This is a genomic window from Thermodesulfovibrio sp. 3462-1 (assembly GCF_040451425.1).
GTDB lineage: Bacteria > Nitrospirota > Thermodesulfovibrionia > Thermodesulfovibrionales > Thermodesulfovibrionaceae > Thermodesulfovibrio > Thermodesulfovibrio obliviosus.
On record NZ_CP144374.1, the window covers coordinates 939,320 to 964,306 of the forward strand.

Sequence of the window (24,987 nt, forward strand, 5' to 3'; positions counted from 1 at the left end):
AGGAAAAATAATGAAAATTATTCTTGCATATTCAGGAGGACTGGACACTTCAGTTGCTATTAAATGGTTAAAAGAAAAGTACAATGCTCAAGTGATTGCTTTTTGCGCTGACATCGGACAGGAAGAAAATTTTGATGAAATTGCTCAAAAAGCTCTAAAAACAGGTGCATCAAATGTTTACATTGAAGATTTAAAAGAAGAATTCGTAAAAGAATACATATTTCCTATGTTAAGAGCGAATGCAGTATATGAAACAGGTTATCTTATGGGAACATCTATTGCAAGACCTCTTATAGCAAAAAAACAGATTGAAATTGCAATAAAAGAAAAAGCCGAAGCAGTAGCTCATGGAGCTACAGGAAAAGGAAACGATCAAGTAAGATTTGAATTGACCTATTATGCTTTGAAGCCTGACATAAAAGTAATTGCACCATGGCGTGAATGGGAGTTTGACTCCCGTAGCTCACTCATTGAATATGCCCAACGACATAACATTCCTGTTCAGGCAACAAAGGAAAAGCCTTACAGTATTGATAGAAATCTTTTTCACATAAGCTATGAAGGAGGAATACTTGAAGACCCCTGGAGAGAACCGCCAGAAGATATGTATACAATGGTAATACCTCCTGAAAAGGCTCATGATAAACCAACTTATATTGAAATAGAATATGAAGAAGGCAATCCAGTTGCATTAAACGGAGAAAGACTGTCAGGTACAGAGCTATTTCAAAAACTCAACAAAATCGCTGGAGAAAATGGAATTGGCAGAATAGATATTGTGGAGAATCGCTATGTTGGTATAAAATCAAGGGGAGTTTATGAAACTCCTGCTGGAACAGTTTTACACATTGCTCACAAGGCAATTGAATCAATAACAATGGACAGAGAATTAATGCATCTAAGAGATAGTCTAATTCCAAGATATGCAGAGCTTATTTATTATGGATACTGGTTTTCACCTGAAAGAATGGCTTTGCAAAAATTGATTGATGAAATCCAAAAAAATGTTACAGGCACAGTGAGACTAAAGCTATACAAAGGCAACTGCATTGTTGCTGGAAGAAAATCTCCCTACTCTCTTTATAACAAGGAATTGGCAACTTTTGAAAAAGACCAGGTCTACAACCAGAAAGATGCTGAAGGATTTATAAAAATCAATGCACTGAGACTAAGAATGTTAAAAAATGTTTAATGAAGAAACAAGATTCTGTCTTGCTTTAAATGAAATAAAAGATCTGGGTCCTGTTCTGGTAAAAAGGCTTTTTAAAAAATTTAACTCTGCAAAAAAGATTTTTAGTTCAAGTATTGAAGAACTTGCTGAGGTTGAAGGAATAGGTATAGAAAGAGCTAAAAGAATAAAAGAATTTAACAACTGGAATGAGATAGACAGAACAATGAAACTCTGCGAAAAAAGAGAAATAAAAATTTACCCATTTAATGCTGCCCAATATCCAGGGCTTTTAAAGGAAATCTATGACCCCCCTGTGGTTTTATTCTGCAAAGGAGAGATAAAACCTGAAGATCATCTTGGATTAGCAATCGTGGGTTCAAGAAATTTAAGCGAGTATGGCAGAAGAGTAACAGATCGATTAGCCTCTGAGCTTGCATCCTTTGGAATAACCATTGTAAGTGGACTTGCAAGAGGAATTGATTCAGTTGCTCACAGAGCAGCACTGTCTCAGGGTGGTAGAACCATTGCTGTTCTGGGAAGCGGAGTTTTATATATCTATCCATCGGAGAATAAAACACTGGCAGAGAAAATTATACAAAATGGTGCGATTTTGAGCGAATTTTATCCTGAAGAAGGACCGAAAAAGGAGAACTTTCCAAAAAGAAACAGAATAATAAGCGGAATATCCATTGGCACAGTTGTTACAGAAGCTGCAATAAACTCTGGTGCTTTGATAACTGCATCTTTAGCTCTGGAACAGGGAAGAGAAGTTTTTGCTGTTCCAGGAAATATTACATCAAAAAACTCCGAAGGCACAAATTACTTAATACAAAAAGGCGCAAAAGTTGTTACAAAAATTGAAGACATACTTGAAGAACTATCTCATTTTATTCCATTATTAAAAAAGAAGAGTGAAACTGAAACGGTTGCACTTGACGATGATGAAAAAACTGTATTTAATATACTGGAAGAACCTTTAACAGCAGACGAAGTTGTTTTAAAAACAGGCATAAAAATAACCAAGGTTCTTGAGATACTTCTTAAACTTGAAATAAAGAGATTAATCATTAAGGCAGAAGGAAAATTTATGAGGAGGATTTAGATGAAGCTTCTTGATTTTTTGAGAGTTCTTGCAAGACAATTAATTGACAATGATTATAATGAGGACACTTTAAAGGATCTGTCTCTTATGGACATTGATTTACATCAAATTAAAGAAGAGCTTAATTTTATTGAAGGAAGCGAACTTCTTGATCGTGAAGAAATTGATATGATTAGAGCTTTGCTTGCTTATTTATTAATGAAAGAAACAGACCTCCATGAAGATGATATATACAGCTTTATTTTCAGCAAAGGAAAACAGATAGTATGGAACTGAAAGGAAAAAATCTTATAATTGTTGAATCACCTGCAAAGGCAAAAACAATTAATAAAATTGTTGGAAAAGATTTTGAGGTAAAAGCATCTATTGGACACATTAAAGATCTTCCAGAGGACAGGCTTGGCATTGATATTGAAAGAGGATTTCAACCTGAATACATTATAATTCCTGGTAAAGAAAAGATTGTAAAAGAACTCAGAGAGTCTGCAAAAAAAGCTCAAAAAATTTTCATAGCTACAGACCCTGACAGAGAAGGAGAAGCCATAGCCTATCACATCCGAGAAGAAATAAAAATCCCTGAAGAAAAAGTTTATAGAGCCATATTTCATGAAATTACTCCGAATGCAGTAAAAACAGCAATTGAACATCCATCAAAAATAGATTTAAACAAGGTATATTCTCAACAGGCAAGAAGAATTCTTGACAGACTTGTGGGTTACAATCTAAGTCCAATGCTTTGGAAAAAAGTTAAAAAAGGACTGTCTGCTGGAAGAGTTCAATCCGTTGCTTTACGAATGGTTGTTGAGAGAGAAAAAGAGATTCTTAAATTTCAACCTGTGGATTACTGGACCATACATGGTAAATTTGACAATGGCGAAAAACAACTTAATGCAAATTTATATAAATATAAAGGCAAACTTGTTGTTGACAGAACAGATGAAAAAGCTAAATTTTTGATTACTACAGAAGAAGATGCCAAGAGAATTCTTCAGGAACTTAAGACATTAACCTATTCACTTAATAGGGTTGAAAAGAAAAGAAAAAAGAAAAATCCGCCTGAACCTTTCAGAACAGCAACGCTTCAGCAACAGGCTTCTACAATACTTGGTTTTTCTCCTAAGAAAACAATGATGCTTGCTCAACAGCTATATGAGGGAATTGATATAGAAGGAAGCAGAGTTGGACTTATTACATATATGAGAACTGACTCTGTAAGGGTTGCCGAGGAAGCACAAAAATGGGCAAAAAAAATTATTGAGGAAACCTTTGGTAAAGAATTTGTAGGCACAGATAAAGGCAAACAAATTAAGAAAAGAACAACTCCAATACAGGATGCCCATGAATGCATAAGGCCTACTTATCCTGACAAAGCCCCGGCAGTCGTTAAAAAATATCTTACAAAAGAGCAGTATGCTTTGTATAAACTAATCTGGGATAGATTTCTCGCAAGCCAGATGGCAGAAGCAGTGATTGAGCAAACCACATACATAATTGAAGACACCATACATTATTCGGATGATTCAAAATTTAATATTCAAAGTTCAATGAATATTGTACAATTCAGAGCAAGTGGTTCAGTTGTTGTTTTCCCGGGATTTCTCATGCTCTATAAAGATGAAGAAACTGAACAGGATAATTTATTACCTTTGATGGAAGAAAAAACTCAACTAAAGCTTATTGAAATTGAATCAGAAAAACATACAACAGAGCCTCCACCAAGATACACAGAAGCAACACTTGTTAAAGCTCTTGAAGAAAAAGGCATTGGCAGACCCTCTACCTATGCAACAATACTAAGTACAATTCAGGAAAGAGGATATGTAAAAAAACTCAAGACAAGGCTTTATCCTACATATCTTGGTTTTGTTGTAAATGACCTGCTTGAAGAAAAATTTCCTGAGCTTATGGATTACAATTTTACCGCAAAAATGGAAGAAAACCTTGATAAAATTTCTCTAAATGAAGTGAAATGGGATAAAGTCATTGAAGAATTTTATAAAGAGTTTAAAAAAGATCTTGAAGAAGCTTTAAAAATTGGCAAAAGAACAAAACCAAAAACAATTAAGACAGCAGTAAAATGCGAAAAATGTGGTAAAGACATGGTTATAAGATGGAGCAAAGGCTTACCATTTTTAGCATGTTCTGGCTATCCTCAATGCAAAAACACCAGATCATTGAACAATAATGAAAACCACAAAGAGACCAAACCTACAGACAAAATATGTCCACAGTGCGGAGCTCCACTTGTTATTAGAAACGGTAAAAGAGGAGAATTTATTGCTTGCTCAAGATATCCAGAATGCAAACATACTCAATCAATCACTGCTGGAATAAAATGTCCTGAATGTGGTGGAGATATTTTAAAAAAACAGACTAAAAAAGGAAGAAGTTTTTGGGCTTGTTCTAATTATCCGGAATGTAAATTCACACTCCCTACTGAACCGATTTCAGTGGAATGTCCAGAATGTAAGTCTCCGTATATGTTAAAAAAGAAAAATAAAAAGGGTGAAGAATTTTTAATTTGCCATAACAAAGCCTGTAAAGGTAAAATAAAAATAAATGAAAACTCAGCTGGGACCGGCCCTGCGCAACAGAAAGATGTGAACCCCGCCAGGTCCGGAAGGAAGCAACGGTAAGCATTCTTTTCTGTGTGCCGCAGGAAGTCGGTCCCTTTTTAAGGATTAAAAATGGCATATCTGGGGCTGGCAAGAAAATATAGACCTCAAAAATTCTCTGACCTTACAGGCCAAGAAGTGGTTGTAAAGATACTTGAAAATTCATTAAAAACAGGCAAAATTTCTCATGCCTATATTTTTTCAGGGCCTAAAGGAGTTGGTAAAACATCAACAGCAAGAATTCTTGCTAAAGCACTAAACTGCATGGACTCTCAAAACAAACCCTGTGACAAATGCCCCTCTTGCACTGCTATAAAAGAAGGCAGAGCAATGAGTGTGATAGAAATAGATGCTGCATCTCATACTTCAGTGGAAAATATAAGGGATTTAAGAGAAAATATCAGGTATGCTTCTGTAGAAGGAGTTTATAAAGTTTACATAATTGATGAAGCTCATATGCTCAGCCAATCAGCCTTTAATGCTTTCTTAAAAACACTGGAAGAACCACCTCCCCATGTGGTATTTGTTCTGGCAACAACTGAGCCAAGGAAAATTCCTCTCACTGTTCTAAGTAGATGTCAGCATCTTCAATTCAGAAGAATTCCGGTTAATTTAATAAAACAGAGACTCCAGTTTATTTGCAAGAAAGAAAACATAGATATCACAGAAGAAGCGCTCTACACTATAGCGTCAAATGCTGAGGGAAGTATGAGAGATGCTTTAACACTGCTTGATCAGGTAACATCATTTACAGATAAAATAACGCAGGAGGATGTAAATTTATTAATTGGTGGAACTGATATAAAAATACTTTACGAACTAACTGAAGCCTTAATTGATGGTGATAAAGAAAAAATTGTCTTAAAAGTAGAAGAACTCAACAGCACTGGCACTGATTTCAAGCGGCTGACCACTGATTTAATCCAATTTCTGAGAAATACTCTTGTCAGTAAAATTACAAAAAATTTCAAATTATATATAACTGAATCAGAGTCGGAATTAATTGAAAATCTAAGCAAAAAAACATCTGAAGAACATCTGGTGCTTCTGCTTAAGGAATTAATTAATTCTGAATTTGCAATAAAAAATTCCTTTTTCCCGAGAATTATTTTTGAAATAACCCTTCTTAAGCTAAGTTTTCTGTCTTACTTCAAAAATATTGACGAAGCTATAAAAGAAGTTAGAAAATCTTACGCTTCTCTGGAAAATATAAAGCCTCAAAAATCTTTGATTCAATATATAAAGCATTCACCCGAGGAAACACAAACTTCTCAGAAAATCACATCTCAGACCAAAGAAGCAATCTGGCAAAAATTTCTTGAAAAACTTGAAGCTCACAATCATTTACTTGCCATGAAAATTAGGCATGCTAAAGTTAATTTTGAAAATGATGAAATCCAATTGATTTACAACGGTGGTGCTTCTCTGTATGCTGATTCTGTAAAGGAAAATCTTACAGACATTCAAAATTTATTGAAAGAATCAGGATTTGATGGTAAGATAACTATAAAAACTCTGAAAGATTTAAATACGCAGAAGTCAAAAGAAAATTTAACAGAAGAAATAATTAATCATCCTCTTGTTAAAAAGACTTTACAACTTTTTGAAGGAAGAATATTTAATATAATACCTAAAAAAGGAGGAGAAAATGTCTAAGAAAATGTTTGGTGAGATAATGAGACAGGCACAGAAAATTCAGGAACAGATTCAGAAAAAACAGGAAGAAATAAAAAATATGACAGTTGAAGCAAGTGCAGGCGGAGGAATGGTTATTGCTCAAGCAAATGGAGCTGGAGAAATTATTTCAATAAAAATTGATAAAGAAGTTGTAAATCCTCAGGATGTGGAAATGCTTGAAGATCTGGTTATTGCTGCTGTAAATGAAGCATTAAAAAGAGCCCATGAGCTTGCTCAGGCTGAGATGGCTAAAGTTTCAATGCCTTTTAATCTTCCAGGAATGCCTGATTTAAGCAGTCTTTTTGGTAAACTATGAGCAATCCCATAGAAAAACTTATTGATAATCTCTGTAAACTTCCAGGGATTGGAAGAAAGACTGCGCAGAGGCTTGCTTTTTTTATAATGAGCATGCCTGAAGAACAAGCCATTCAAATTGCCGAAGCAATTATAAATCTGAGAAAAAAAGCCAGATACTGTCCTGTTTGCTTTAACATAACAGAAAATGAAAAGTGTAATATATGCAGTAATCCTGAAAGAGACCACTCAATAATCTGTGTTGTGGAAGAACCAAGCAACATAATTTTATTTGAAAAAACTGGATATAAAGGAACATATCATGTTCTTGGAGGAAACATATCACCTGTTGATGGATTAACTCCGGATAAGTTGAAAATAAAAGAGCTTGAAGATAGAGTTAAAACAGGACAAATAAAGGAAGTAATAATTTCAACAAGCCCGAATACCAAAGGAGAGCTTACAGCTCAATGGATTGCTGATCTTCTAAAAAAATACAACATTAAAATTTCAAGAATTGCCTATGGACTTCCAATAGGTATTGACATTGAGTTTGCAGATGAAGTAACATTGTCAAAGGCTTTGGAAGGAAGGAAGCCTCTGAATGTATGAAGAATTAAAAAAAAGAAGATTAGAGCTCGGAAAAACACTGGAGCAAATTGCTGAAGAAACGAAAATCAAAAAATCTTACCTTCAGTTAATAGAAAAAGGCAAATTTGATGAATTACCTATTGAGTTATACACAAGAGCATATATTAAAACCTATGCTCAGAGTCTTGGGCTTGACGCTTCTCTGATCTTAAAAGATTATGATGAATATCTTAAATCAAAAAAACAGACTGTAATTAAGATTGAACCTACAATAGCTAAGGAATCTTTAGAGAAAAAGTCAACTTTTTTAAAAAAATTACCTAACTGGAGCATAACCGCAGGAATTATCTTTACTGTTATTTTTATAACAATTTTACTTATCCAGTTTGAAAAAAAAGAACCTACCCTACCTCCTCCACCAGTAACCCAGCAAACAATGTCAGAAATACCAAAAGTTGAAGAAAAAATTGAAAAAACTGAGCCAAAACAAGAACTTTCTGCAAATAAACAAAAACTCGAAATTGAAGCTACCGATAAGGTGTGGATGAGAATCACAATAGATGATAAAGAAAAAAAAGAATTTCTTCTTAATCCAGGGCAAAAAATAGAACTTCACGCTAATAAATCATTTAAACTTCATATAGGGAATGCTGGGGGAGTTAAAATTTTATTTAATGATAAAGAGCTTGGAAAACTTGGAGAGACAGGCCAGGTAGTATATCTTAATCTGCCACAGGAGAAAGATTGAAAGGGGAAAGCATTTTAGAATTTATTAAAAAATCTGGAAAACCTTTAAGTTTTAAAGAAATATCAGACGCCTTCGGGCTTAAAGCTTCAGAAAGAAAAAAATTAAAATACACGCTTAAAGAACTTCTTGTACAGGGAAAAATTTTAAGAAATAGAAAAGGACTTTACCTGCCCATAAAAGAGGCAAAATTAGTAACTGGATTTTTTGAATCTCATAGAAATGGATTTGGTTTTGTAATTCCTGATTCTCCTAAAGAAAGAGATATATTTATACCTCCTCATGCCACAATGGGAGCAATGCATGCAGACAGAGTAATTGCAAGGCTTGAACAAAGCAGAAAAAGAGAAGGAAGAATAATAAGAATTATTGAAAGAGCTGTTAAAAAAATTGTTGGTAAAATTGAAAAATCAGGCCAGATTTTTTATATTCAACCAAGAAAGAAAAATATAAGCCAACAAATTGTTGTTGCTCCAGGAGACATTAAAATTAAACCAGGAGATATTGTTCTTGCTGAAATCACAACTTATCAACCTATGGTTGCAAAAATAGTTAAAGTTTTTGAAAAACCTAAAACTCCTCGGGAAGACTTAGAAATACTCATATATGAATATGAATTACCAAAAAAGTTTCCAAAAGATGTTGTTAATGCTTCAGAAAAGCTTTTTTTGAAAGGCATCTCAAAAACAGAGTTTAAAAATAGGGTAGACCTCAGGGAACTTCCCACTGTAACAATAGATGGAGAAAATGCAAAAGATTTTGACGATGCTGTATCAATAAAAAAAACAAGAAATGGTTTTATACTATGGGTTCATATTGCAGATGTAAGTCACTATGTAAAATGGGACTCTCCATTAGATATTGAGGCAAGAAAAAGAGGAACCAGCGTTTATTTACCAGATAGAGTAATACCAATGCTTCCTCATGAATTAAGTGAAAATCTCTGCAGTTTACTTCCAAAAACTCCAAGACTTACATTTACAGTTGAAATGCATTTCAATAAGTTAGGTGAAAGGAAACAAAGTCTTTTTTATCCAAGTATAATACAGACAATGGAAAGAATGACCTATACTTCAGTTAAAAAAATTCTAATTGATAGAGACAGTGAAGAAATCAAAAAATATAAAGCCCTTGTTCCTCACTTTGAAAAAATGGCTGAATTATGCGAAATACTTAAAAGCAAAAGGAAAAAAAGAGGTAGCCTTGATTTTGACCTTCCTGAACCAGAAGTTTTACTGGACATAAAAGGAGATCCTATGGGAATAATAAAAGCTGAAAGAAATCTTGCCCATTTTATTATTGAAGAATTCATGATAGCAGCCAATGAAGCAGTAGCAGAGTTTTTATATTCTAAAGATGTTCCGTGTCTTTACCGTGTTCATGAAGAACCTGAGACTAATAAAATTCAATATCTTACAAAAATTATTAAAAATTTAGGAATTTTAAAGGAAGATTTAAAACCTTCTGAGTTCCATGAGTTTATTGAAGTTGTTAAAGAAACACCCTATGAAGAAATAGTAAACTACTTAATTTTAAGAAGTCTAAAACAGGCTCGCTACAGTCCAGAAAATGTAGGACACTTTGGATTAGCCTCAGAGTGTTATACCCATTTTACATCTCCAATAAGAAGATATCCTGATCTGGTTGTTCATAGAATCTTAAAAGAATTTTTAAAAAAAGGAAAAATATCAAAAGAAAGAAAAAAAGAGCTTGAGAAAATTTTGCCTGACATAGCAATATATAGTTCAAGAATGGAAAGAAGAGCTGATGATGTTGAAAGAGATGCTATCGAGATAATGAGAGCATGGTTTATGAAAGACAAAATTGGAGAAGAGTTTGAAGGAAGAGTTACAATGGTTACGCCTGAAGGTTTACGAGTCAGACTTGAGGACTACTATATTGAAGGATTTTTGCCTGTCTCTTACATGACTGATGATTTTTATCAGTTTGACGATAAAAGATACTGTTTAACAGGATTTAAAAGAAAAAGAAAATTTACAATTGGAACTCCACTTAAAGTAATCCTCTCAAAAGTCAGCATTGAAGAAAGAGAAATAATTTTTGAGCTCCTATAAATAAAGCCTCTCTAATTATCTCATACAAATAAAATTAAAGCCCTCTTTTTTCAAACCACTTAAAAAGAATAAGACTACCTATCGCAAATAAAATAATTATAATCCAATGATTCAAACCAAGCAAACTGGATAAAGTAATTTTTCCAAGATCACCCCATGACATGATATTATCCTTTAAGTATGGAAAAACTTCAGCAAAAATTGCTGCTCCTGTTATCATGCCCAATATTCCCCAGAGCGCATCCATTCTTCCTTCGGCAACAGCTGCAATTGAAGTACCAGGACAGTAACCAATAAGCCCCCATCCAAGACCAAAAATAAGTCCTCCTGCAATGGCACTGCCCAGAATTGTTGTTCTTACAGAAAATGTGATTAACCCCAAGTCACTTAAAAGATGTATTCCTATCATGGCAACAATTATATGTGAAAGCATAAATTTAACAATTGTCATATTTTTTAATCTTAATGCTCCAAGTTGCATATCATATCTGATTACATGAGCTCTTTGAAGTAAAAAACCAAATAAAATTCCTGTAATGAGTCCATATATTAAAGATGTCATTTTTTACCTCCATAGAGTATTTTTGCACTAATTATTCCACCTATAAAAAAGCAAATTATAGCAATATATCCTACAACTGCAAGCTGAACAGAACTGCTCAGCCCATGCCCACTTGTTCAACCACCTGCAAGTCTTGCTCCAAACATTGTAATCATTCCTCCAAAAAATGCCACCACAGCTCGTTTAAAAGGGTTCGCTCCAAATCTATTTTGCCACATCTCAGGTACCCATCTGATATTAAAATCTTTTGAAATAACCGCGGCAACTAAAGAACCTATAAAAATTCCTGCTAAAAACATAACCTGCCAATCTATCTGGGGAGGAAAAGCTGAAAAATAATCCATTTCTTCTACTCTCTTTGGTAGAAACAGACTTTCTATTGCACCTGCCATTCTTACAAAGGTTGTTGATGCACCAAGAAAATGTCCAGATATCCAGACGGAAAGAATTGATACAAGCCCGCTTAAAGCTCCTGTTAAATAAGGATTCCATGCTTTGTTTGATGAACTCATCATAGACCTCTTATTAAATTTTAAAGTACTCTACAGTTTCATCAAGATTCTTTACCTCTTCATAAAGCTTTTTTGAAATTGTTCTCACTGCCTCAATCATTTTTACTGTACTGTCAATATTTATTTTTATGGTTTCCATATTATTCGCAATCTCCTCACTTGTTGCAGAAAGCTCTTCTGTAGCAGCAGCAATTCTCTGAATCATATCCATAGCGACTGCCGTAGCAGACACAATCTCATCAAGAGCTTTCATAGCATTATTGGCAAGAGAAACTCCTCCCTCTGCCTGTTTACTGCTTTGATTCATTGCATCAACAGAGGCATTGGATCTTGATTGAATGTTTCTTATTTTTTCAGCAATTTCTTCTGTAGCCTTTGCAGTTCTCTCAGCAAGTTTGCGAACCTCATCGGCAACCACAGCAAAGCCCCTACCCTGTTCTCCTGCTCTTGCAGCCTCAATAGCTGCATTCAAAGCAAGCAGATTTGTCTGATCCGCAATATCTTTTATTGTTAAAACAATTTCTCCAATTTCCTGTGAACTCTGACCAAGCTCTTCAATTGTGACTGCTGCAGATTTAATGGATCTGGCAATTTCAATCATGGCATTTGCTGCCTTTTCAACAGTTGTCTTACCTTTTTGGGCAGTCTCATTTGCCTGTTTGGCTGATTCAGAGGCAGAAGCCGCATTTTTAGCAACGTCAATTATTGTCTGCGAAATCTCTGTGGAAGCTGATGCCATGTGGTCAATGCGAGAGAGTTGCTCATGGGAATTTTTCTCCAAGTTATCTGTTTCACTGGAAAGAGAATTTACAATATTGTTTGTATTTTTTACGATATCTCTAATTCTTCCAATTGTCCCTCTCAGACTTCCAACAATTTTTTGATATATTTCTCCAATTAAATCACAAGCTTCTGATTTTTCCTCTCTAAGGTCACCCTGCTCAAGTTTTGTAAAACAACTGAGAGCAGAGGACATATTCCTTTTATAGGCTCTGTAGGAATAATAAAGCAAAAAACTTAATCCAAGCAGAGAAATGAATAATACAGCTGAATAAATTATGGAGTCTCTCTTTCTCACACTTGCAACTTCCTGATTTAATTTTTCAAATTCTTTTTTATGAGATTCTGTCAATTTAAAAATTAAATCTTTTATTTCTCTCCACAACTTAGTTTCCTCAACAATTTTTTGCGCTGCCTCATCCTTCTTACCTTCAACAGCAAGTTGCTGGATTTCCATTTTCTTTGCATGGTCCTGTTGCCATAGCTGGGCTATTTTCTTTAACTCTGACTGAAATTCTCCTGTTGTAAGTTTAATAGCCTCTTCATTTGCTTTCATAAAGTTTTGATGAGCATTTTGATAGTTTTTCTTTGCGGTTTCATCCTTTGGATTTATAAATACATTTCTTGTTGCCTGTCCTGTTTGAAGTCCCAGAGCATACATATCATTGAGGGCAATAAGAATATTTAAATCCTTCTTCGTAAGTTTTTCTATTCTCTGTTGAAATCCTCGTTCATTAAAATAGGATAAAATAAAGAGTCCTGCAAGGACTATCAGAATCATAATATTGATAAACTGAAGCAATCTTTTTACATTCATTTTTTACCTCCAATTTATAAAATTTATTAATTATACCATTAAAATTGTCAAAAAAAAAGTTTACATAATAACATTAGGAATTATTCCTGTAATCAGGATGACGGCTGCATTTAAAGCTATTGCCACTTTTAAATTGGAAGGAATAAGGTATTCAAACTGTATTTGCTGCTGTGCATTTAAAAAAAACATTTTTACAGCTATTCTCAGATAGTAGTATGCTGAAAGTATACTAAATATAATTCCAACAAGAGCAACCCAGATATAGCCGGAATGAATCACAGACTTAAAAACTAAAAACTTTGCAATAAATCCTCCAAAAGGTGGAATGCCCGAAAGGGAAAAGAGAAAAGCAAGCATACAGAGAGCCAGAGATAGATTAAAATTTGAAATTCCTCTGTATCCTTCTATTTTTTCACCTTCAGGTAGAGCTAAAACAACTGCAAAAGCTCCAATATTCATGAAAGCATAAACCATCATGTAGAAAACTATTGAGTTCAATCCTTCCTGTGAGCAGGCAATTACTGCCAGCATTACATATCCAGCATGGGCTATAGAGGAGTATGCAAGGAGTCTTTTAATGTTATTCTGTCTTAAAGCAAGAATGTTTCCTGTTGCCATTGTAAGAATTGCAATAAAAACAAGAGGTGCGAGCCAGAGTTGAACATTTCCACTGAATGCTTCAAAAACTATCCTCCCTAATGCACCCACTGCTGCAGCCTTAGGACTAACTGACATAAAAGCCGTGATTGTTGTTGGTGCGCCCTCATAAACATCTGGTGACCACTGATGAAAGGGAGCGCAACCTGCTTTAAAAGCAAGAGCTGTTATTATTGCCATTGTTCCCATGTAGTGATAAATTGTTATATCTGAATTATTTTTCAAAAAATTCGCTATACTGTAAAAAGTGGTTGTTCCAGTTACTCCATAAATGGCTGCTATCCCAAAAAGAAATATGGCTGATGCAAAGCTTCCCAGAACATAATACTTCAATGAAGCTTCATTGGACTTCAAATCAGAAAGAACAAATCCTGAAAGAAGATATACACAAAGCGACATAAACTCCACTGAGAGAAAAAGAGGAATAAAATCCTTTGATGAAACAATAAGCATCATGGCAAGTGTGCTTAAAAGCATAAGTAGAGAGTACTCATAAAAGATTTCATTCTTGATCTTTTCATATCTCAGAGAAATTAAGGTGCACAGAAAAAGACTCAAAAGGAAGACTAACTTCAGTCCTTGACTTAAGTTGTCTGCAACAAACATATTGTTAAAAGCAGTGCCATAATCACTGAATAAAATAAAAGAGGTGATAAGTGAAATTGTCATTACCATGATGCCTGTTATGTATCTATTTTTTATAAATAAGCCTATCACAAAGTAGATGAGGAAAAGTATGGTGAAAACTATCTCTGGCAAAAGTGGCAAATATTGATCCATTCTGCTACACCTCCTATTTCATAGTAAAATTAACTGAAGTTGATAAAGAATCCAATAAATGCTTGATTGATGTATCCATAAAACTCAGTGGTAGTGAAGGTTGAAATCCAATGAATAAAACTAAAAAAACAAGAGGGATAAACATCAAGGCTTCCCTTAAATTTAAATCATGAAGATGTTCTTTTATTTCTGGTTTGACTTCATTGAAAACAACTCTGTAGTAGAGCCATATCATATATGTTGCACCAAGAGCTATGCCCAGAATTAATGGAGCGCCTACATAAAAACTGCTTTTGAAAGCACCGAGCATAACAAGAAATTCTCCTATAAATGAGTTTGTTCCTGGAAAACCGATTGAGGCTGCTGAAAAAAAAGTATAAAAAAGGACAAAGATAGGAACTACTTTCCCGAATCCACCGTATTTTACAAGTTCTCTTGTATGGGTTCTCTCATAAATTACACCTATACACATAAATAGTGCTCCAGTTACAATTCCGTGATTTATCATCTGAAGTATTCCTCCTTGCATGGCTGGTTCGTTAAGTGAAAAAATTCCGAGAGTGACAAATCCCATATGGCTTACACTTGAGTAGGCAATAAGTCTTTTAAAATCAGTTTGCATAAGTGTTACAAAAGCTCCGTAAATTATTGCAGTAAGGGATAGAAGCTGCATAAAAAGCTTCAAACTCACTGTAGCATCAGGGCAGAAGGGTATTGAAAATCTTACAAATCCGTATCCTCCAATTTTAAGTAAAATACCAGCCAGAATAACACTTCCTGCAGTTGGTGCCTCTGTATGAGCATCAGGAAGCCATGTATGAAAGGGAAACATTGGGACCTTGACTGCAAAGGCAGCAAAAAAGGCAAAAAATAGCCAGTATTGGAAATCTACAGGAAATTTTATCTTCGAAAGTTCAACCACATCAAAGGTTTTACCTGCCATAAAGTAGAGACTGATAATTCCAATAAGCATAATAACACTTCCTGCAAAGGTAAAAAGAACAAATTTAATAGAGGCATAAATTCTATTAGCACTTCCCCAGATTCCAATGAGTAGAAACATTGGAATTAACATGGCTTCATAAAATACATAAAAAAGAAGTAAATCCATAGCACAGAAGATACCTATCATTGCCGTTTCCATTATGAGAATCATTGAGTAAAAGAGTTTAACTCTTTCATGTATAGCACTCCATGAGACAGCTACACATAAAATGCTTATAATTAAAGTGAGCAAAATAAATAGAATGCTTATACCATCAACACCCATTTTATAATAAGCATTTATTGGAGGAATCCAGTTGTAAGTTTCCACAAACTGAAAAGATGGATTTGATTTATCAAAGTTAGTAAAGATAGGAATTGATATTATTAAGTTCATAACAGTTGTAGTAAGTGCTGCGTATCTTACAGCCATGTCATTTTTAAGCAAAATAATAAAGAGAACTCCAATAAGAGGAAAGAATGTTACTATTGAAAGTATTGGATAAGAAACTGTCTCAATCATGCCTCACTCCTTTAAATAACTATTGGAATTAAAATTATCAAAATCAGCATTATAATGCCTATAACCATGAAAAAGGCGTAATCATGGGCTTTTCCAGTTTGAATTATCTTTACTGTATCACTTAGTGTCATAGAACCTTTTGCCATTCCATTGTATGTTCCATCAACTCCTGAAGTATCAATAATTTTAAGCCAGCGAGCCATTTTCAGAACAGGCTTGATAACCATAAATTCATAAGCCTCGCCAATTATGTTGTATTCAATCTTTGCAAAAAATTTTGCAAACTTCATAAAAATTGCTGCTTCTTTTCTATAAAACCAATCTACATCAAGATTTATGGATCTTATTTCAGGTGGATATATTCCTGAAAGCACAAGAAGTGTAAAAGCTAAAGCTGAAAAAGCAAGCAGATGTGCTTGGTCTATAATATGAGCTGCGGTATAAGGTTCATAATCAACAGGATATGGAAGAATGGAATAAATCAAACCAGGCAACACCCCAATGACGATACACAGAAATGAAGCTAAACCCATAGCAATCAACATATGTTTAGGTGCTTCTTTTGTTCTTATTCCCGAGTCATAGCTAAAAAAGGCAAAAAATGGAATTTTTATACCTGAATAAATAAAAACACCAACTGAAGCAAATAAGAGCGCAATCCATACGAAAAGCATTCCACTGTCTGCTACAGCTGAAACTATCATTAATTTACTTACAAAACCATTTGTAAAAGGCACACCCGATATAGATGCAGCTCCAACAATGCACAAAATAGTTGTAATTGGCATTGATTTATATAAACCACCTAAATCAGTAGCATTTATTTTCCCTGTGCGGTATAAAACAGCTCCCATTGCCATAAAAAGCAATGCCATATAAAGAGTTTGACAAAAAGCATAAGCTATTGTTCCGTTTAAAGACAGCTGGGTCCCTATTGCAATCCCTATAATCATGAATCCAAGCTGGGCAATAATGCTGTAAGAGAGAACTCTTCTGAGATTGTTCTCAATAATTCCATAAAAAGTTGGAAAGACAACCATTATTACTCCAATATATATTAGAAATTCAGTTCCAGCAAATCCTCTTGAAAAAACATAAACTGCTGCATTAGTTGTAAAAGTTGAGAGAAAAACTGTTCCTGTTTCAGTAGATTCAGGATAAGCATCTGGTAGCCATCCATGAAGGAGAGGAAAAGCTGCGGTTGTTCCAAAACCAAGAAATATGAGCCATGAACCTAAACCATTTAACTCCATATGATTGAAAAGTAAAGAACCTATCTCATGATAATGAATCTTTATTCCACCATAAAGAAGTAGCCCACCGAATAGATGAATCATGATATATCTCATTCCAGCACTGAAAGCTGCTTTTGTTCTTGCAGAGAAAACTAAAAAAGCAGCTGCGAATGCCATTATTTGCCAGAATATAAATAGCGTTACAAAATCTCCAGCAAAAATAGCACCCTGTGCACTGCCTGCATACACAAAAGCTGATACTAAATGGAGATTGTCTTTTACATGAAGACTATATATGGATGAAATAAAAGTTATGATTGCAAAGATGTAACCAAAGGCAAGTGAGAGTTTATCAACTTTTCCAAATATAAGTTCATAGTCAAGTACATTGACTTTCCAGTAAACACCCTCGGAAAGGTTGAAAAGATATAAAACCGTAAGCAATGGGAGAACAATCATATAAATCTGTTTTGTTCTTCCCTTAAGAAGCGGAAGTATTAGAGAACCTGCTATGAGAATCAAAGCAGGTGGTATTAAATTAATCATTATAGTAATCCTCCCTTCTCATAACAATTGGTCTGAGGATGTATTTAGCAACCAAAACAATTAATATACATGCCACAAGACCATATGCTCCATAAAAACATGGATAACCATCAAATCCAAAGTAGGCATGCTTGTGAATAAAAGGGTCAACTATTATCAGAATCCCAATGAATAAAAAGAAAAAAGTGAGAATCTTTTTTAAATTCCTGCTCATTTTTTTATTTTCCATTTACTTAGCCCCTAAAATAATTATTGCTGTAAGATAGACAACTCCAAAAGCAAATACAATGTAAAAAACTGTTCTATATGGTGCAATGGGATCATGTTTGAGAATCCTTCTTTCTTCATATCCCCTTGAATTCACTTCAAAACCTCCTTTGCAAGATTTATTATTAAATCTGGATATATTCCACTAATAATGCTGAGTATTGCAGTAATAGTTAGAGTTGTAGCCATAAAAGGATTTTCTCTAATTTCATGACCATGTGTATGAGATTCGTCAAAATTCTTAAAGTAGGCACGATAAACTATTGGCAGAAAATATCCAGCATTAAGCAATGAACTCAAAAGTAAAACTGCAACTATTCCAATACTTCCCCTGTCAAGTGCTCCCATAAGTAAATACCATTTTGTTATAAAACCACCTACAAGTGGTACTCCTATCATACCAAGAGCACCAATTGTAAAAGCTGCCATAGTCCAGGGCATCTTTTTAGCAATTCCATCAAGCTGACTGACTTCAGTTTTATGTGCACAGACATAAAGAGAGCCTGCACAGAAAAACAGGGTTATTTTTGCCAAGGCATGATTTGAAATATGGATTATACCACCAAGCATTCCATGATAGGTAAGTAAAAGTCCTCCTAAAATAATGTAGGAAAGCTGACTTACTGTTGAGTAAGCAAGTCTTGCTTTAATGTTATCTCTTGTGAGGGCTATCATTGAGGCAACTGTTATTGTGAAAGCTGCCATGAAAAGCGCCATATTTGTCGTTGAAAGTTCTTTAAGAAAATCTGTTCCATAAACGAAAAATATTACTCTTAATACAGTAAATACGCCTGTTTTAACAACTGCCACTGCATGTAGCAGTGCACTAACAGGTGTTGGTGCAACCATTGCAGCAGGAAGCCATCCATGAAGCGGCATAACAGCAGCTTTTGCAAAGCCGTAAATATACATGAGAAATACTACGCCAAGAACTGCTGAGTAAGCATGTCTTACAGCCTCTGTAAAAATACCTCCTTTTTGAAACTCAAGAGTTCCTGCAATCATATAGGTTATTACAATTGCTGCAACTAAAAAAATCTTTGCAGCACCTATCAAATATATGGCATACTTTCTTGCACCTTGCTTTGCTTCATCAGTTTCGTGATGAGCAACCAGAGGATAGGTTACAAAAGTGAGCCCTTCATAAAAGAGAAACATAGTAAAAAGATTTGCTGAAAAAGCTACCCCCATTGTTGTAGAAAGTGCTGCAGCAAAACAGGCAAAGTATCTTGTCTGATTTTTCTCATTGTGTCCACGCATATATCCAATTGAATAGAATGTTGTAATTATCCATAAAAAAGACGCACCAAGGGCAAATAGCATTCCTAAAGCATCGGCTCTGAATTTAACTTCAATACCAGGAAAAAGTTTGAAAAGTTCAAACTCCAGCGTTTTCCCTGCCAGCACCGCTGGAAGCATGGAGACAACCACAGCAAACTTAATAACACCTGCCAGTACAGACCAGAATTCACGAAGATTAGGATTTTTTTCACCTGTAAAGATAATAAGCGGAATTGCAAGTAAGGAAACAAGAATCGGAATTAGAGGTAAAATGGATTGCTCTACATTCATCAGTCTTCCCTCAATAAATTGAATTCTTCAAGCTTTAATGTAGGTTTGTTTTTATATGCCAACACAAGAATTATCAGTCCTACAGCAACAGCACCTCCTGCAACAGCTATGACAAATAAAGCAAGAATCTGTCCTCTTATATCCTGCATATAGTGACTTAATGCCACAAGCGAGATATTTACTGAATTAAGCATAATCTCAATGGAAATAAACATCATTATAAGATTTCTTCTTGTGAGAAACCCAAGAAACCCAATAAAAAATAAAGCTATACTCAAAGCTAAATAATAACTAAGAGGTACCATTTGTCTTCCTCTTTAAGGCAGATATTCCAACACCGATTAAAGGAACAAGGAGGATAAAGCCCAAAATCAAAAAGGGAAAAAGATAATCATTAAAAAGAGCCAATCCAAGCGTTTTTGTATGACCCTGTTTTTCAATAAGCTCTATAGTGTAATTGCCTGAATAATGTTTTTTATAGGTAAAAGCACCTGTTAGTGCAAAAAATAAAAGCAAAAAAGAGGCATACAGTCTTGTCTGCCATGAACGGATAAACACTGATTGTTTTACCTCTTCTTTCAGGTTTAACAAAAATACAACAAACAAAAACATTACAAGTATAGCACCTGCATAAACAATTATTTGCACCATTGCAAGAAATTCTGCATTTAACATAAGATAAAGTCCACCAATATGAATAAGCATAAGAAGTATCCATAAAAGACTATAAACAAGGTTTTTTCTTGTAATTCCTGCAATACCTGAAAAAAGTATCACCATAGCAAAATACCCGAATAACACTTTAGGTAACATTTTTCCACCTCTATACAAACTTCTTGACAAAAGCAACGATTAATAAATTTACAATTCCTGCTGGAATGAGAATTTTCCATCCGATATTCAGTAATTGATCAAATCGGTATCTTGGAAAAGTTGCTCTAACCCATATATATAAAAAAATAAATGCATAGACCTTTATAGCAAACCAAATTATTCCTGGAACTTTTTCAAGAAAAGGCAAAATATCGGTCAAAAATCTTGGTATCGTCCATCCACCAAGAAAACATAAGGCACAAAGAGATGCCATTATATACATAGCAACATACTCTGCAAGAAAAAACAATGCATATCTAAAAGCACTGTATTCAGTAAGATAGCCTGCAACAAGCTCTGTTTCAGCCTCTGGAAGATCAAAAGGTGCCCTGTTGGTCTCAGCAAAAGCTGCGATGATAAATACAACAAAACCAATTATCTGTGGAATTGCATACATCCCTAAAGCAAAATTATGCTGAGCAATTACAATATCTCTTAAGTTAAGTGAACCAGCAGCCAAAACTACTCCAGCCAAGCTAAGCCCAAGAGCAATCTCGTAGCTTAAAACCTGACTTGCAGAACGTAGTCCTCCGAGGAAAGAATACTTACTATTTGATGCCCATCCCGCAAGAATAATTCCGTAAACAGATATGGATGCAGATGCTAATATAAATAATAAACCCACATTAAGGTCTGCAAGTATAAAATTCCTCTCAAAGGGAATAACAGCAAGATTTATCATGGTAAATATCAATACTATAACCGGTGCTATCTGAAATATGATTTTCTCAGAATTTGCTGGCACAATATCTTCTTTAAAAAATATCTTTATAAAATCTGCAATTGGCTGAAGTAATCCGTGAGGTCCAACTTCCATTGGTCCCATTCTTGCCTGAGCTCTTCCAATAATTTTTCTTTCTGCATAGGTTGTATAAGCTACATGAGCGAGCACTAATCCAAAAACAACCGTTGTTTTGATGAAAATTATTAACAGTTCAATCATTTATTCAGTCCCTCATCAACAATCTCTCTGAATCCTCTCCAGAGTTGCCTGCCTTTTAGAGGATAATCCTTTCGCAAAGGATGCCCATCCCAGTCCTCTGGCATAAGAATTCTTCTTAAATCTGGATGTCCATTAAATCTTATTCCGAACATGTCAAAGCATTCCCTTTCATGCCAGTTTGCGCCGCTCCAAAGTTCAGTAATACTATCAATTTCAGGATTTTCCCCTTCAACCTTTGCCTTGACTCTTATATGAAGTCTTCTCCAGATACTGAAAAGATTATAGACAATCTCAAATCTTGGCTCCGCTGGATAATGGTCAACTCCGCAGAGGTCCTGTAGATGATTAAATCCGTGCTGTTCTTTCAGATATCTCAATACTTCTTTGATTTTTATCTTTTTTACTGTAACTGAAACCTGTCCTCTAAATTCATTTATTTCAAGAACTGTCTCAGGAAATGTTTCAGATAATTTTTTTGCAATTTTAAGAGATTCTTCAATCGCTTTTACTTCCTGTGCCATGTTAGTGCTCCTATGCAAAATTCATAAATGTAGCCCACTAAAATAAGAGAGATAAAGATAATCATTATCCAGAATCCTTCAAATGATATAAAATCAAAGGCAACTGCCCAGGGATAAATGAAAATAACCTCCACATCAAAAACAACAAAGAGTATAGCAAGAAGGAAAAAGCCTATAAAAAATTTTTCTCTTGGTTCACCACTTGGAAGATTTCCAGATTCATAGACAATGAATTTGACAGGATTAAACTTTCTTGGCGCTAAAAGCTTATTTATAAAAAGTCCACCAAAACCAAAAACAGTAGCAAATATCATTGCAATTAGCACTGGTAAGTATTTATAGGGAATGTAGTTACCAGGCTCCATCATTGCTGCTCCTCTGTGTTTTTAAGATTGATTGACTTTAAAACAGTTCTGGGCTGTCTTTTACCTGCAGGAAGTCTATGGCGATTGATTCCAGGAAGATACCAGAATTTGTTTATGTAATCCTCTCCTTCATATTGCTTCATGAATTCATCCCAGTTTTTAAGCAGGCTTTCTTTATTAAAGTAATTGCTTTTTTTGTCATAGGAGGCATACTCAAAAAACTCTGTAAGCACAATAGCATTTACCGGACATACTTCCTCACAGTATCCGCAAAAAATACATCTTAATGCATCAATTTCATACTTTGTAAGAACCCTCGCACCTGTGTCATTGTTGATTGTGTAATCGATATAAATACATTGGCTTGGACATACCTGAGCACATTTAGTACAGGCAACACAGCGCTCTTTTCCTGTTTCAGAGTCACGAACAAAAGCATGTCTGCCCCTAAATCCAGGTTCAAGTGCTCTTTTCTGCTTTGGATAACGAATTGTTACAGGGCTTGTAAATATAGTTTTAAAGGTAATAAGCATGCCTTTGAGTAGATCAATAAAAAGAAGTTTTTTAAGTAATTTGTTCATCTGTCTGCCTCTCCCATAACAATATCAAGAGTTCCAATAATTGCAATAACATCAGCAAGCAGATGACCCTCGCAGAGTTCTGGAATTGCCGAGATATGAATAAAAGAAGGAGCTCTTACCCGCATTCTATAAGGCTTTCCAGAACCATCGCTTACTATGTAAAAGCCAAGCTCACCCTTAGGTGCTTCTATGGCTGAATAGATTTCTCCTTTTGGCATAATCTCCTGTTTTTCCTCCCTGAATGCAATGAAAGCACTCCAAAATGAGCTATCGGGTTCAATTTTTCTTTTACCCTGATGGGGCATATCCAGATCAGGAGATTTATCGGAAATTATCTCTCCCTTAGGCATCTTTTCAATACACTGTTTTACAATCAGTGCTGACTGTCTCATCTCGAGAATTCTACATAAATACCTATCATAGGTATCACCATTTTCTCCAAGAGGCACTTCAAAATCTACCTCACTGTAAGCATCATAGGGAACATGTTTTCTTATGTCATAATAAACACCAGAACCACGAAGAGCAGGACCTGTAAGTCCCATTGAAATGGCTCTCTCTGCAGTAATAACACCTATTCCCTTTGTTCTTGCAAGCCATATACGGTTTTCTGTAAGAAGGCTTTCATACTCGTCAACTCTTTGAAGCATTATCTCCATGAATTTGTAAATCTCATCAAGCACATGCTGTTTCACATCAACTCTTACTCCACCAATTCTTGGATAACTTACTGTAAGCCGAGCACCACATATTTTTTCAAAGAATTGTAAAATTTGCTCTCTTTCCCTGAAAGCATAAAGAAACACCGTCATTGCACCTATGTCAAGGGCATGAGTTGCAAGCCATAACAGATGACTGCTTAGTCTTGAAAGTTCGCTAACCATTGTTCTTATAAATTTTGCTCTCGGTGGCGGTTCAATGCACATAAGTTTTTCAACTGCAAGGCAGTATCCTATGTTATTCGTCATGCTTGTTATATAGTCAAGTCTATCAGTAAGTGTCATTGCACCAGGATAGGTTTTACTTTCAGCAAGCTTTTCCACTCCTCTATGCAAATAGCCTACATCAGGAGTAATTTTTACTACTCTTTCACCTTCAAACTCACAGAGAAGTTTTAATACTCCATGAGTGGCAGGATGATGAGGTCCCATTTGAAGAACAAAAGTTGTTTCGCTCACTCTCTCTATTTCCAGCTGCCCCATCTTTCAGTCTCTTTCATAATTTTTTCTTTAAGTTTGAGCAATCCATACATCAAAGCCTCAGGCCTTGGTGGACATCCCGGTATATAAACATCAACAGGCAAAAACTTGTCTACACCTTGAACTGTGCTGTAGGTATTAAAAATTCCCCCGGTGCAGGCACAACTTCCCATTGCAACTACATACTTTGGCTCTGGCATTTGGTCATAAAGTCTCTTTACAATGGGTGCCATCTTGTATGTAACAGTGCCTGCAATTATTATCACATCTGCCTGACGGGGTGATGCTCTAAAAAGAATTCCAAATCTATCAAGGTCTAAATGAGAAGCACCTGCTGCCATCATCTCTATGGCACAACAGGCAAGCCCACAAGTAAGAGGCCAGAGTGAGTTAGACCTACCCCAGTTTACAATTCTGTCAACGGTAGTAATTATTACATTACTACCCCTGATTATTTTTGTCCCTTCTTCCACTTCAATAAGTTCATGTTTATCAGTATAGGGAGCCATAGGTATCCTTCACAAATTTTTCTCTTTTGAGTCTTGAAGCTTCTTGAGCAGATACAAATTTCAATGCCTTAGTTGTGCATTTTGTTACACAGGCTGGATTAAGCCCCTGATCTACTCTGTCTTTACAGTAATCACATTTTACGACTTTGCCTGTTTCAGGATTCCATTGAGGAACTCCCCATGGACAGGCAGTAATGCAGGATTTGCATCCCACACATAAAGACTGTTCAACAAAAACAATTCCATCCTTTGAGCGTTTCTGCATTGCACCTGTTGGGCATGCTTTCACACACCAGGGTTCTTCACAATGAAAACATGGCATAAAGACAAATCTCTGACGAGGAAGCCCACCTACTATTTTTATCTCGGTCTCAATGATTTTACAAAGTCTTGGACCAACAGGAAGTTCATTTTTAGTTTTACAGTGCACCTCACAGGCATAACAGCCAATGCAGCGGTCATGGTCTTGGTATATGAAATAGATACTCATT

The 24,987-nt window shown here is 35.1% G+C and carries 26 protein-coding genes, 1 other RNA gene and 1 pseudogene; 10 read left to right on the top strand and 18 right to left on the bottom strand.

Going from position 1 to position 24,987, the window contains the following annotated elements:
• Positions 1-10 precede the first annotated feature (10 nt).
• From V4D31_RS04780 to rnr, 10 genes and pseudogenes are all read left to right on the top strand, one after another.
• Positions 11-1,192, top strand: coding sequence for an argininosuccinate synthase (locus V4D31_RS04780; protein WP_353685327.1), 1,182 nt, complete (start codon positions 11-13; stop codon positions 1,190-1,192).
• On the top strand, positions 1,185-2,273 hold the full coding sequence (gene dprA, locus V4D31_RS04785; protein WP_353685328.1) for a DNA-processing protein DprA: 1,089 nt from the start codon (positions 1,185-1,187) through the stop codon (positions 2,271-2,273). Before V4D31_RS04780 ends, dprA begins: the two co-directional genes overlap by 8 nt.
• Positions 2,274-2,549: a hypothetical protein gene (locus V4D31_RS04790; protein WP_353685329.1), complete on the top strand. Its 276-nt coding sequence runs from the start codon at positions 2,274-2,276 to the stop codon at positions 2,547-2,549.
• A pseudogene (topA, locus tag V4D31_RS04795) lies at positions 2,540-4,705 on the top strand (type I DNA topoisomerase); the annotation flags it as partial. The gene V4D31_RS04790 and the pseudogene topA, both read left to right, overlap by 10 nt.
• A gap of 142 nt (positions 4,706-4,847) precedes the next feature.
• Positions 4,848-4,946: signal recognition particle sRNA small type (gene ffs / locus V4D31_RS04800), an RNA gene on the top strand.
• Between the two features lie 14 nt (positions 4,947-4,960).
• Complete coding sequence (gene dnaX, locus V4D31_RS04805) at positions 4,961-6,544, top strand: DNA polymerase III subunit gamma/tau (RefSeq protein WP_353685330.1); 1,584 nt, start codon at positions 4,961-4,963, stop codon at positions 6,542-6,544.
• Positions 6,537-6,881, top strand: a complete 345-nt coding sequence (locus V4D31_RS04810; RefSeq protein WP_353685331.1) for a YbaB/EbfC family nucleoid-associated protein — start codon at positions 6,537-6,539, stop codon at positions 6,879-6,881. Before dnaX ends, V4D31_RS04810 begins: the two co-directional genes overlap by 8 nt.
• The gene (recR, locus tag V4D31_RS04815; protein WP_353685332.1) at positions 6,878-7,471 is read left to right on the top strand and encodes a recombination mediator RecR; all 594 of its coding nucleotides are present in this window, start codon (positions 6,878-6,880) and stop codon (positions 7,469-7,471) included. The genes V4D31_RS04810 and recR overlap by 4 nt, the downstream gene beginning before the upstream one ends.
• The gene (locus V4D31_RS04820) at positions 7,464-8,198 is read left to right on the top strand and encodes a RodZ domain-containing protein (RefSeq protein WP_353685333.1); all 735 of its coding nucleotides are present in this window, start codon (positions 7,464-7,466) and stop codon (positions 8,196-8,198) included. Before recR ends, V4D31_RS04820 begins: the two co-directional genes overlap by 8 nt.
• Positions 8,195-10,270 carry a ribonuclease R gene (gene rnr, locus V4D31_RS04825; protein WP_353685334.1) on the top strand — a complete coding sequence of 692 codons (2,076 nt, stop codon included), beginning with the start codon at positions 8,195-8,197 and terminating at the stop codon, positions 10,268-10,270. The genes V4D31_RS04820 and rnr overlap by 4 nt, the downstream gene beginning before the upstream one ends.
• Positions 10,271-10,304: 34 nt before the next feature.
• On the opposite strand, the gene V4D31_RS04830 is transcribed toward rnr, so the two are convergent.
• The 18 genes from V4D31_RS04830 to V4D31_RS04915 are packed head-to-tail and all read right to left on the bottom strand — an operon-like array spanning position 10,305 to position 24,986.
• Positions 10,305-10,832 (bottom strand): DUF6691 family protein, encoded by a 528-nt coding sequence (locus V4D31_RS04830; RefSeq protein WP_353685335.1) that lies wholly within the window; start codon positions 10,830-10,832, stop codon positions 10,305-10,307.
• A complete protein-coding gene (locus V4D31_RS04835) occupies positions 10,829-11,344 on the bottom strand; it encodes a YeeE/YedE thiosulfate transporter family protein (protein ID WP_353687087.1) in 516 nt (171 codons plus the stop codon). Before V4D31_RS04835 ends, V4D31_RS04830 begins: the two co-directional genes overlap by 4 nt.
• 13 nt (positions 11,345-11,357) lie before the next feature.
• A complete protein-coding gene (locus V4D31_RS04840) occupies positions 11,358-12,941 on the bottom strand; it encodes a methyl-accepting chemotaxis protein (protein ID WP_353685336.1) in 1,584 nt (527 codons plus the stop codon).
• A gap of 60 nt (positions 12,942-13,001) precedes the next feature.
• Positions 13,002-14,378: an NADH-quinone oxidoreductase subunit N gene (locus tag V4D31_RS04845; RefSeq protein ID WP_353685337.1), complete on the bottom strand. Its 1,377-nt coding sequence runs from the start codon at positions 14,376-14,378 to the stop codon at positions 13,002-13,004.
• Between the two features lie 13 nt (positions 14,379-14,391).
• Entirely contained in the window at positions 14,392-15,885 is a 1,494-nt protein-coding gene (locus V4D31_RS04850) for an NADH-quinone oxidoreductase subunit M (RefSeq protein ID WP_353685338.1), read from the bottom strand.
• An 11-nt stretch (positions 15,886-15,896) separates the two neighbouring features.
• The gene (locus V4D31_RS04855) at positions 15,897-17,666 is read right to left on the bottom strand and encodes a Na(+)/H(+) antiporter subunit D (protein ID WP_353685339.1); all 1,770 of its coding nucleotides are present in this window, start codon (positions 17,664-17,666) and stop codon (positions 15,897-15,899) included.
• On the bottom strand, positions 17,659-17,895 hold the full coding sequence (locus V4D31_RS04860; protein WP_353685340.1) for a hypothetical protein: 237 nt from the start codon (positions 17,893-17,895) through the stop codon (positions 17,659-17,661). Before V4D31_RS04860 ends, V4D31_RS04855 begins: the two co-directional genes overlap by 8 nt.
• Complete coding sequence (locus V4D31_RS04865; RefSeq protein WP_353685341.1) at positions 17,896-18,030, bottom strand: hypothetical protein; 135 nt, start codon at positions 18,028-18,030, stop codon at positions 17,896-17,898.
• Positions 18,027-19,505 (bottom strand): monovalent cation/H+ antiporter subunit D family protein, encoded by a 1,479-nt coding sequence (locus V4D31_RS04870; protein WP_353685342.1) that lies wholly within the window; start codon positions 19,503-19,505, stop codon positions 18,027-18,029. The genes V4D31_RS04865 and V4D31_RS04870 overlap by 4 nt, the downstream gene beginning before the upstream one ends.
• The gene (gene nuoK / locus V4D31_RS04875; protein ID WP_353685343.1) at positions 19,505-19,810 is read right to left on the bottom strand and encodes an NADH-quinone oxidoreductase subunit NuoK; all 306 of its coding nucleotides are present in this window, start codon (positions 19,808-19,810) and stop codon (positions 19,505-19,507) included. Before nuoK ends, V4D31_RS04870 begins: the two co-directional genes overlap by 1 nt.
• Entirely contained in the window at positions 19,797-20,318 is a 522-nt protein-coding gene (locus V4D31_RS04880) for an NADH-quinone oxidoreductase subunit J (protein ID WP_353685344.1), read from the bottom strand. The genes nuoK and V4D31_RS04880 overlap by 14 nt, the downstream gene beginning before the upstream one ends.
• Positions 20,319-20,328: 10 nt before the next feature.
• A complete protein-coding gene (gene nuoH, locus V4D31_RS04885) occupies positions 20,329-21,321 on the bottom strand; it encodes an NADH-quinone oxidoreductase subunit NuoH (protein ID WP_353685345.1) in 993 nt (330 codons plus the stop codon).
• Entirely contained in the window at positions 21,318-21,842 is a 525-nt protein-coding gene (locus V4D31_RS04890; protein ID WP_353685346.1) for an NADH-quinone oxidoreductase subunit C, read from the bottom strand. Before V4D31_RS04890 ends, nuoH begins: the two co-directional genes overlap by 4 nt.
• On the bottom strand, positions 21,827-22,210 hold the full coding sequence (locus V4D31_RS04895) for an NADH-quinone oxidoreductase subunit A (protein WP_353685347.1): 384 nt from the start codon (positions 22,208-22,210) through the stop codon (positions 21,827-21,829). The genes V4D31_RS04890 and V4D31_RS04895 overlap by 16 nt, the downstream gene beginning before the upstream one ends.
• Entirely contained in the window at positions 22,207-22,788 is a 582-nt protein-coding gene (gene nuoI, locus V4D31_RS04900) for an NADH-quinone oxidoreductase subunit NuoI (RefSeq protein ID WP_353685348.1), read from the bottom strand. Before nuoI ends, V4D31_RS04895 begins: the two co-directional genes overlap by 4 nt.
• Positions 22,785-23,990, bottom strand: a complete 1,206-nt coding sequence (locus V4D31_RS04905) for an NADH-quinone oxidoreductase subunit D (protein ID WP_353685349.1) — start codon at positions 23,988-23,990, stop codon at positions 22,785-22,787. Before V4D31_RS04905 ends, nuoI begins: the two co-directional genes overlap by 4 nt.
• Positions 23,972-24,496, bottom strand: coding sequence for an NADH-quinone oxidoreductase subunit B family protein (locus V4D31_RS04910; protein ID WP_353685350.1), 525 nt, complete (start codon positions 24,494-24,496; stop codon positions 23,972-23,974). Before V4D31_RS04910 ends, V4D31_RS04905 begins: the two co-directional genes overlap by 19 nt.
• The gene (locus tag V4D31_RS04915; protein ID WP_353685351.1) at positions 24,480-24,986 is read right to left on the bottom strand and encodes a 4Fe-4S dicluster domain-containing protein; all 507 of its coding nucleotides are present in this window, start codon (positions 24,984-24,986) and stop codon (positions 24,480-24,482) included. Before V4D31_RS04915 ends, V4D31_RS04910 begins: the two co-directional genes overlap by 17 nt.
• Position 24,987 lies beyond the last annotated feature (1 nt).

Bases quoted from the DNA above. Each gene is read 5' to 3' on its own strand.
- V4D31_RS04780 (WP_353685327.1), top strand. From the start codon at position 11: ATGAAAATTATTCTTGCATATTCAGGAGGACTGGACACTTCAGTTGCT.
- dprA (WP_353685328.1), top strand. From the start codon at position 1,185: ATGTTTAATGAAGAAACAAGATTCTGTCTTGCTTTAAATGAAATAAAA.
- V4D31_RS04790 (WP_353685329.1), top strand. From the start codon at position 2,274: ATGAAGCTTCTTGATTTTTTGAGAGTTCTTGCAAGACAATTAATTGAC.
- dnaX (WP_353685330.1), top strand. From the start codon at position 4,961: ATGGCATATCTGGGGCTGGCAAGAAAATATAGACCTCAAAAATTCTCT.
- V4D31_RS04810 (WP_353685331.1), top strand. From the start codon at position 6,537: ATGTCTAAGAAAATGTTTGGTGAGATAATGAGACAGGCACAGAAAATT.
- recR (WP_353685332.1), top strand. From the start codon at position 6,878: ATGAGCAATCCCATAGAAAAACTTATTGATAATCTCTGTAAACTTCCA.
- V4D31_RS04820 (WP_353685333.1), top strand. From the start codon at position 7,464: ATGTATGAAGAATTAAAAAAAAGAAGATTAGAGCTCGGAAAAACACTG.
- V4D31_RS04830 (WP_353685335.1), bottom strand. From the start codon at position 10,832: ATGACATCTTTAATATATGGACTCATTACAGGAATTTTATTTGGTTTT.
- V4D31_RS04840 (WP_353685336.1), bottom strand. From the start codon at position 12,941: ATGAATGTAAAAAGATTGCTTCAGTTTATCAATATTATGATTCTGATA.
- V4D31_RS04845 (WP_353685337.1), bottom strand. From the start codon at position 14,378: ATGGATCAATATTTGCCACTTTTGCCAGAGATAGTTTTCACCATACTT.
- V4D31_RS04850 (WP_353685338.1), bottom strand. From the start codon at position 15,885: ATGATTGAGACAGTTTCTTATCCAATACTTTCAATAGTAACATTCTTT.
- V4D31_RS04855 (WP_353685339.1), bottom strand. From the start codon at position 17,666: ATGATTAATTTAATACCACCTGCTTTGATTCTCATAGCAGGTTCTCTA.
- V4D31_RS04860 (WP_353685340.1), bottom strand. From the start codon at position 17,895: ATGGAAAATAAAAAAATGAGCAGGAATTTAAAAAAGATTCTCACTTTT.
- V4D31_RS04870 (WP_353685342.1), bottom strand. From the start codon at position 19,505: ATGAATGTAGAGCAATCCATTTTACCTCTAATTCCGATTCTTGTTTCC.
- nuoK (WP_353685343.1), bottom strand. From the start codon at position 19,810: ATGGTACCTCTTAGTTATTATTTAGCTTTGAGTATAGCTTTATTTTTT.
- V4D31_RS04880 (WP_353685344.1), bottom strand. From the start codon at position 20,318: ATGTTACCTAAAGTGTTATTCGGGTATTTTGCTATGGTGATACTTTTT.
- nuoH (WP_353685345.1), bottom strand. From the start codon at position 21,321: ATGATTGAACTGTTAATAATTTTCATCAAAACAACGGTTGTTTTTGGA.
- V4D31_RS04890 (WP_353685346.1), bottom strand. From the start codon at position 21,842: ATGGCACAGGAAGTAAAAGCGATTGAAGAATCTCTTAAAATTGCAAAA.
- V4D31_RS04895 (WP_353685347.1), bottom strand. From the start codon at position 22,210: ATGATGGAGCCTGGTAACTACATTCCCTATAAATACTTACCAGTGCTA.
- nuoI (WP_353685348.1), bottom strand. From the start codon at position 22,788: ATGAACAAATTACTTAAAAAACTTCTTTTTATTGATCTACTCAAAGGC.
- V4D31_RS04905 (WP_353685349.1), bottom strand. From the start codon at position 23,990: ATGGGGCAGCTGGAAATAGAGAGAGTGAGCGAAACAACTTTTGTTCTT.
- V4D31_RS04910 (WP_353685350.1), bottom strand. From the start codon at position 24,496: ATGGCTCCCTATACTGATAAACATGAACTTATTGAAGTGGAAGAAGGG.
- V4D31_RS04915 (WP_353685351.1), bottom strand. From the start codon at position 24,986: ATGAGTATCTATTTCATATACCAAGACCATGACCGCTGCATTGGCTGT.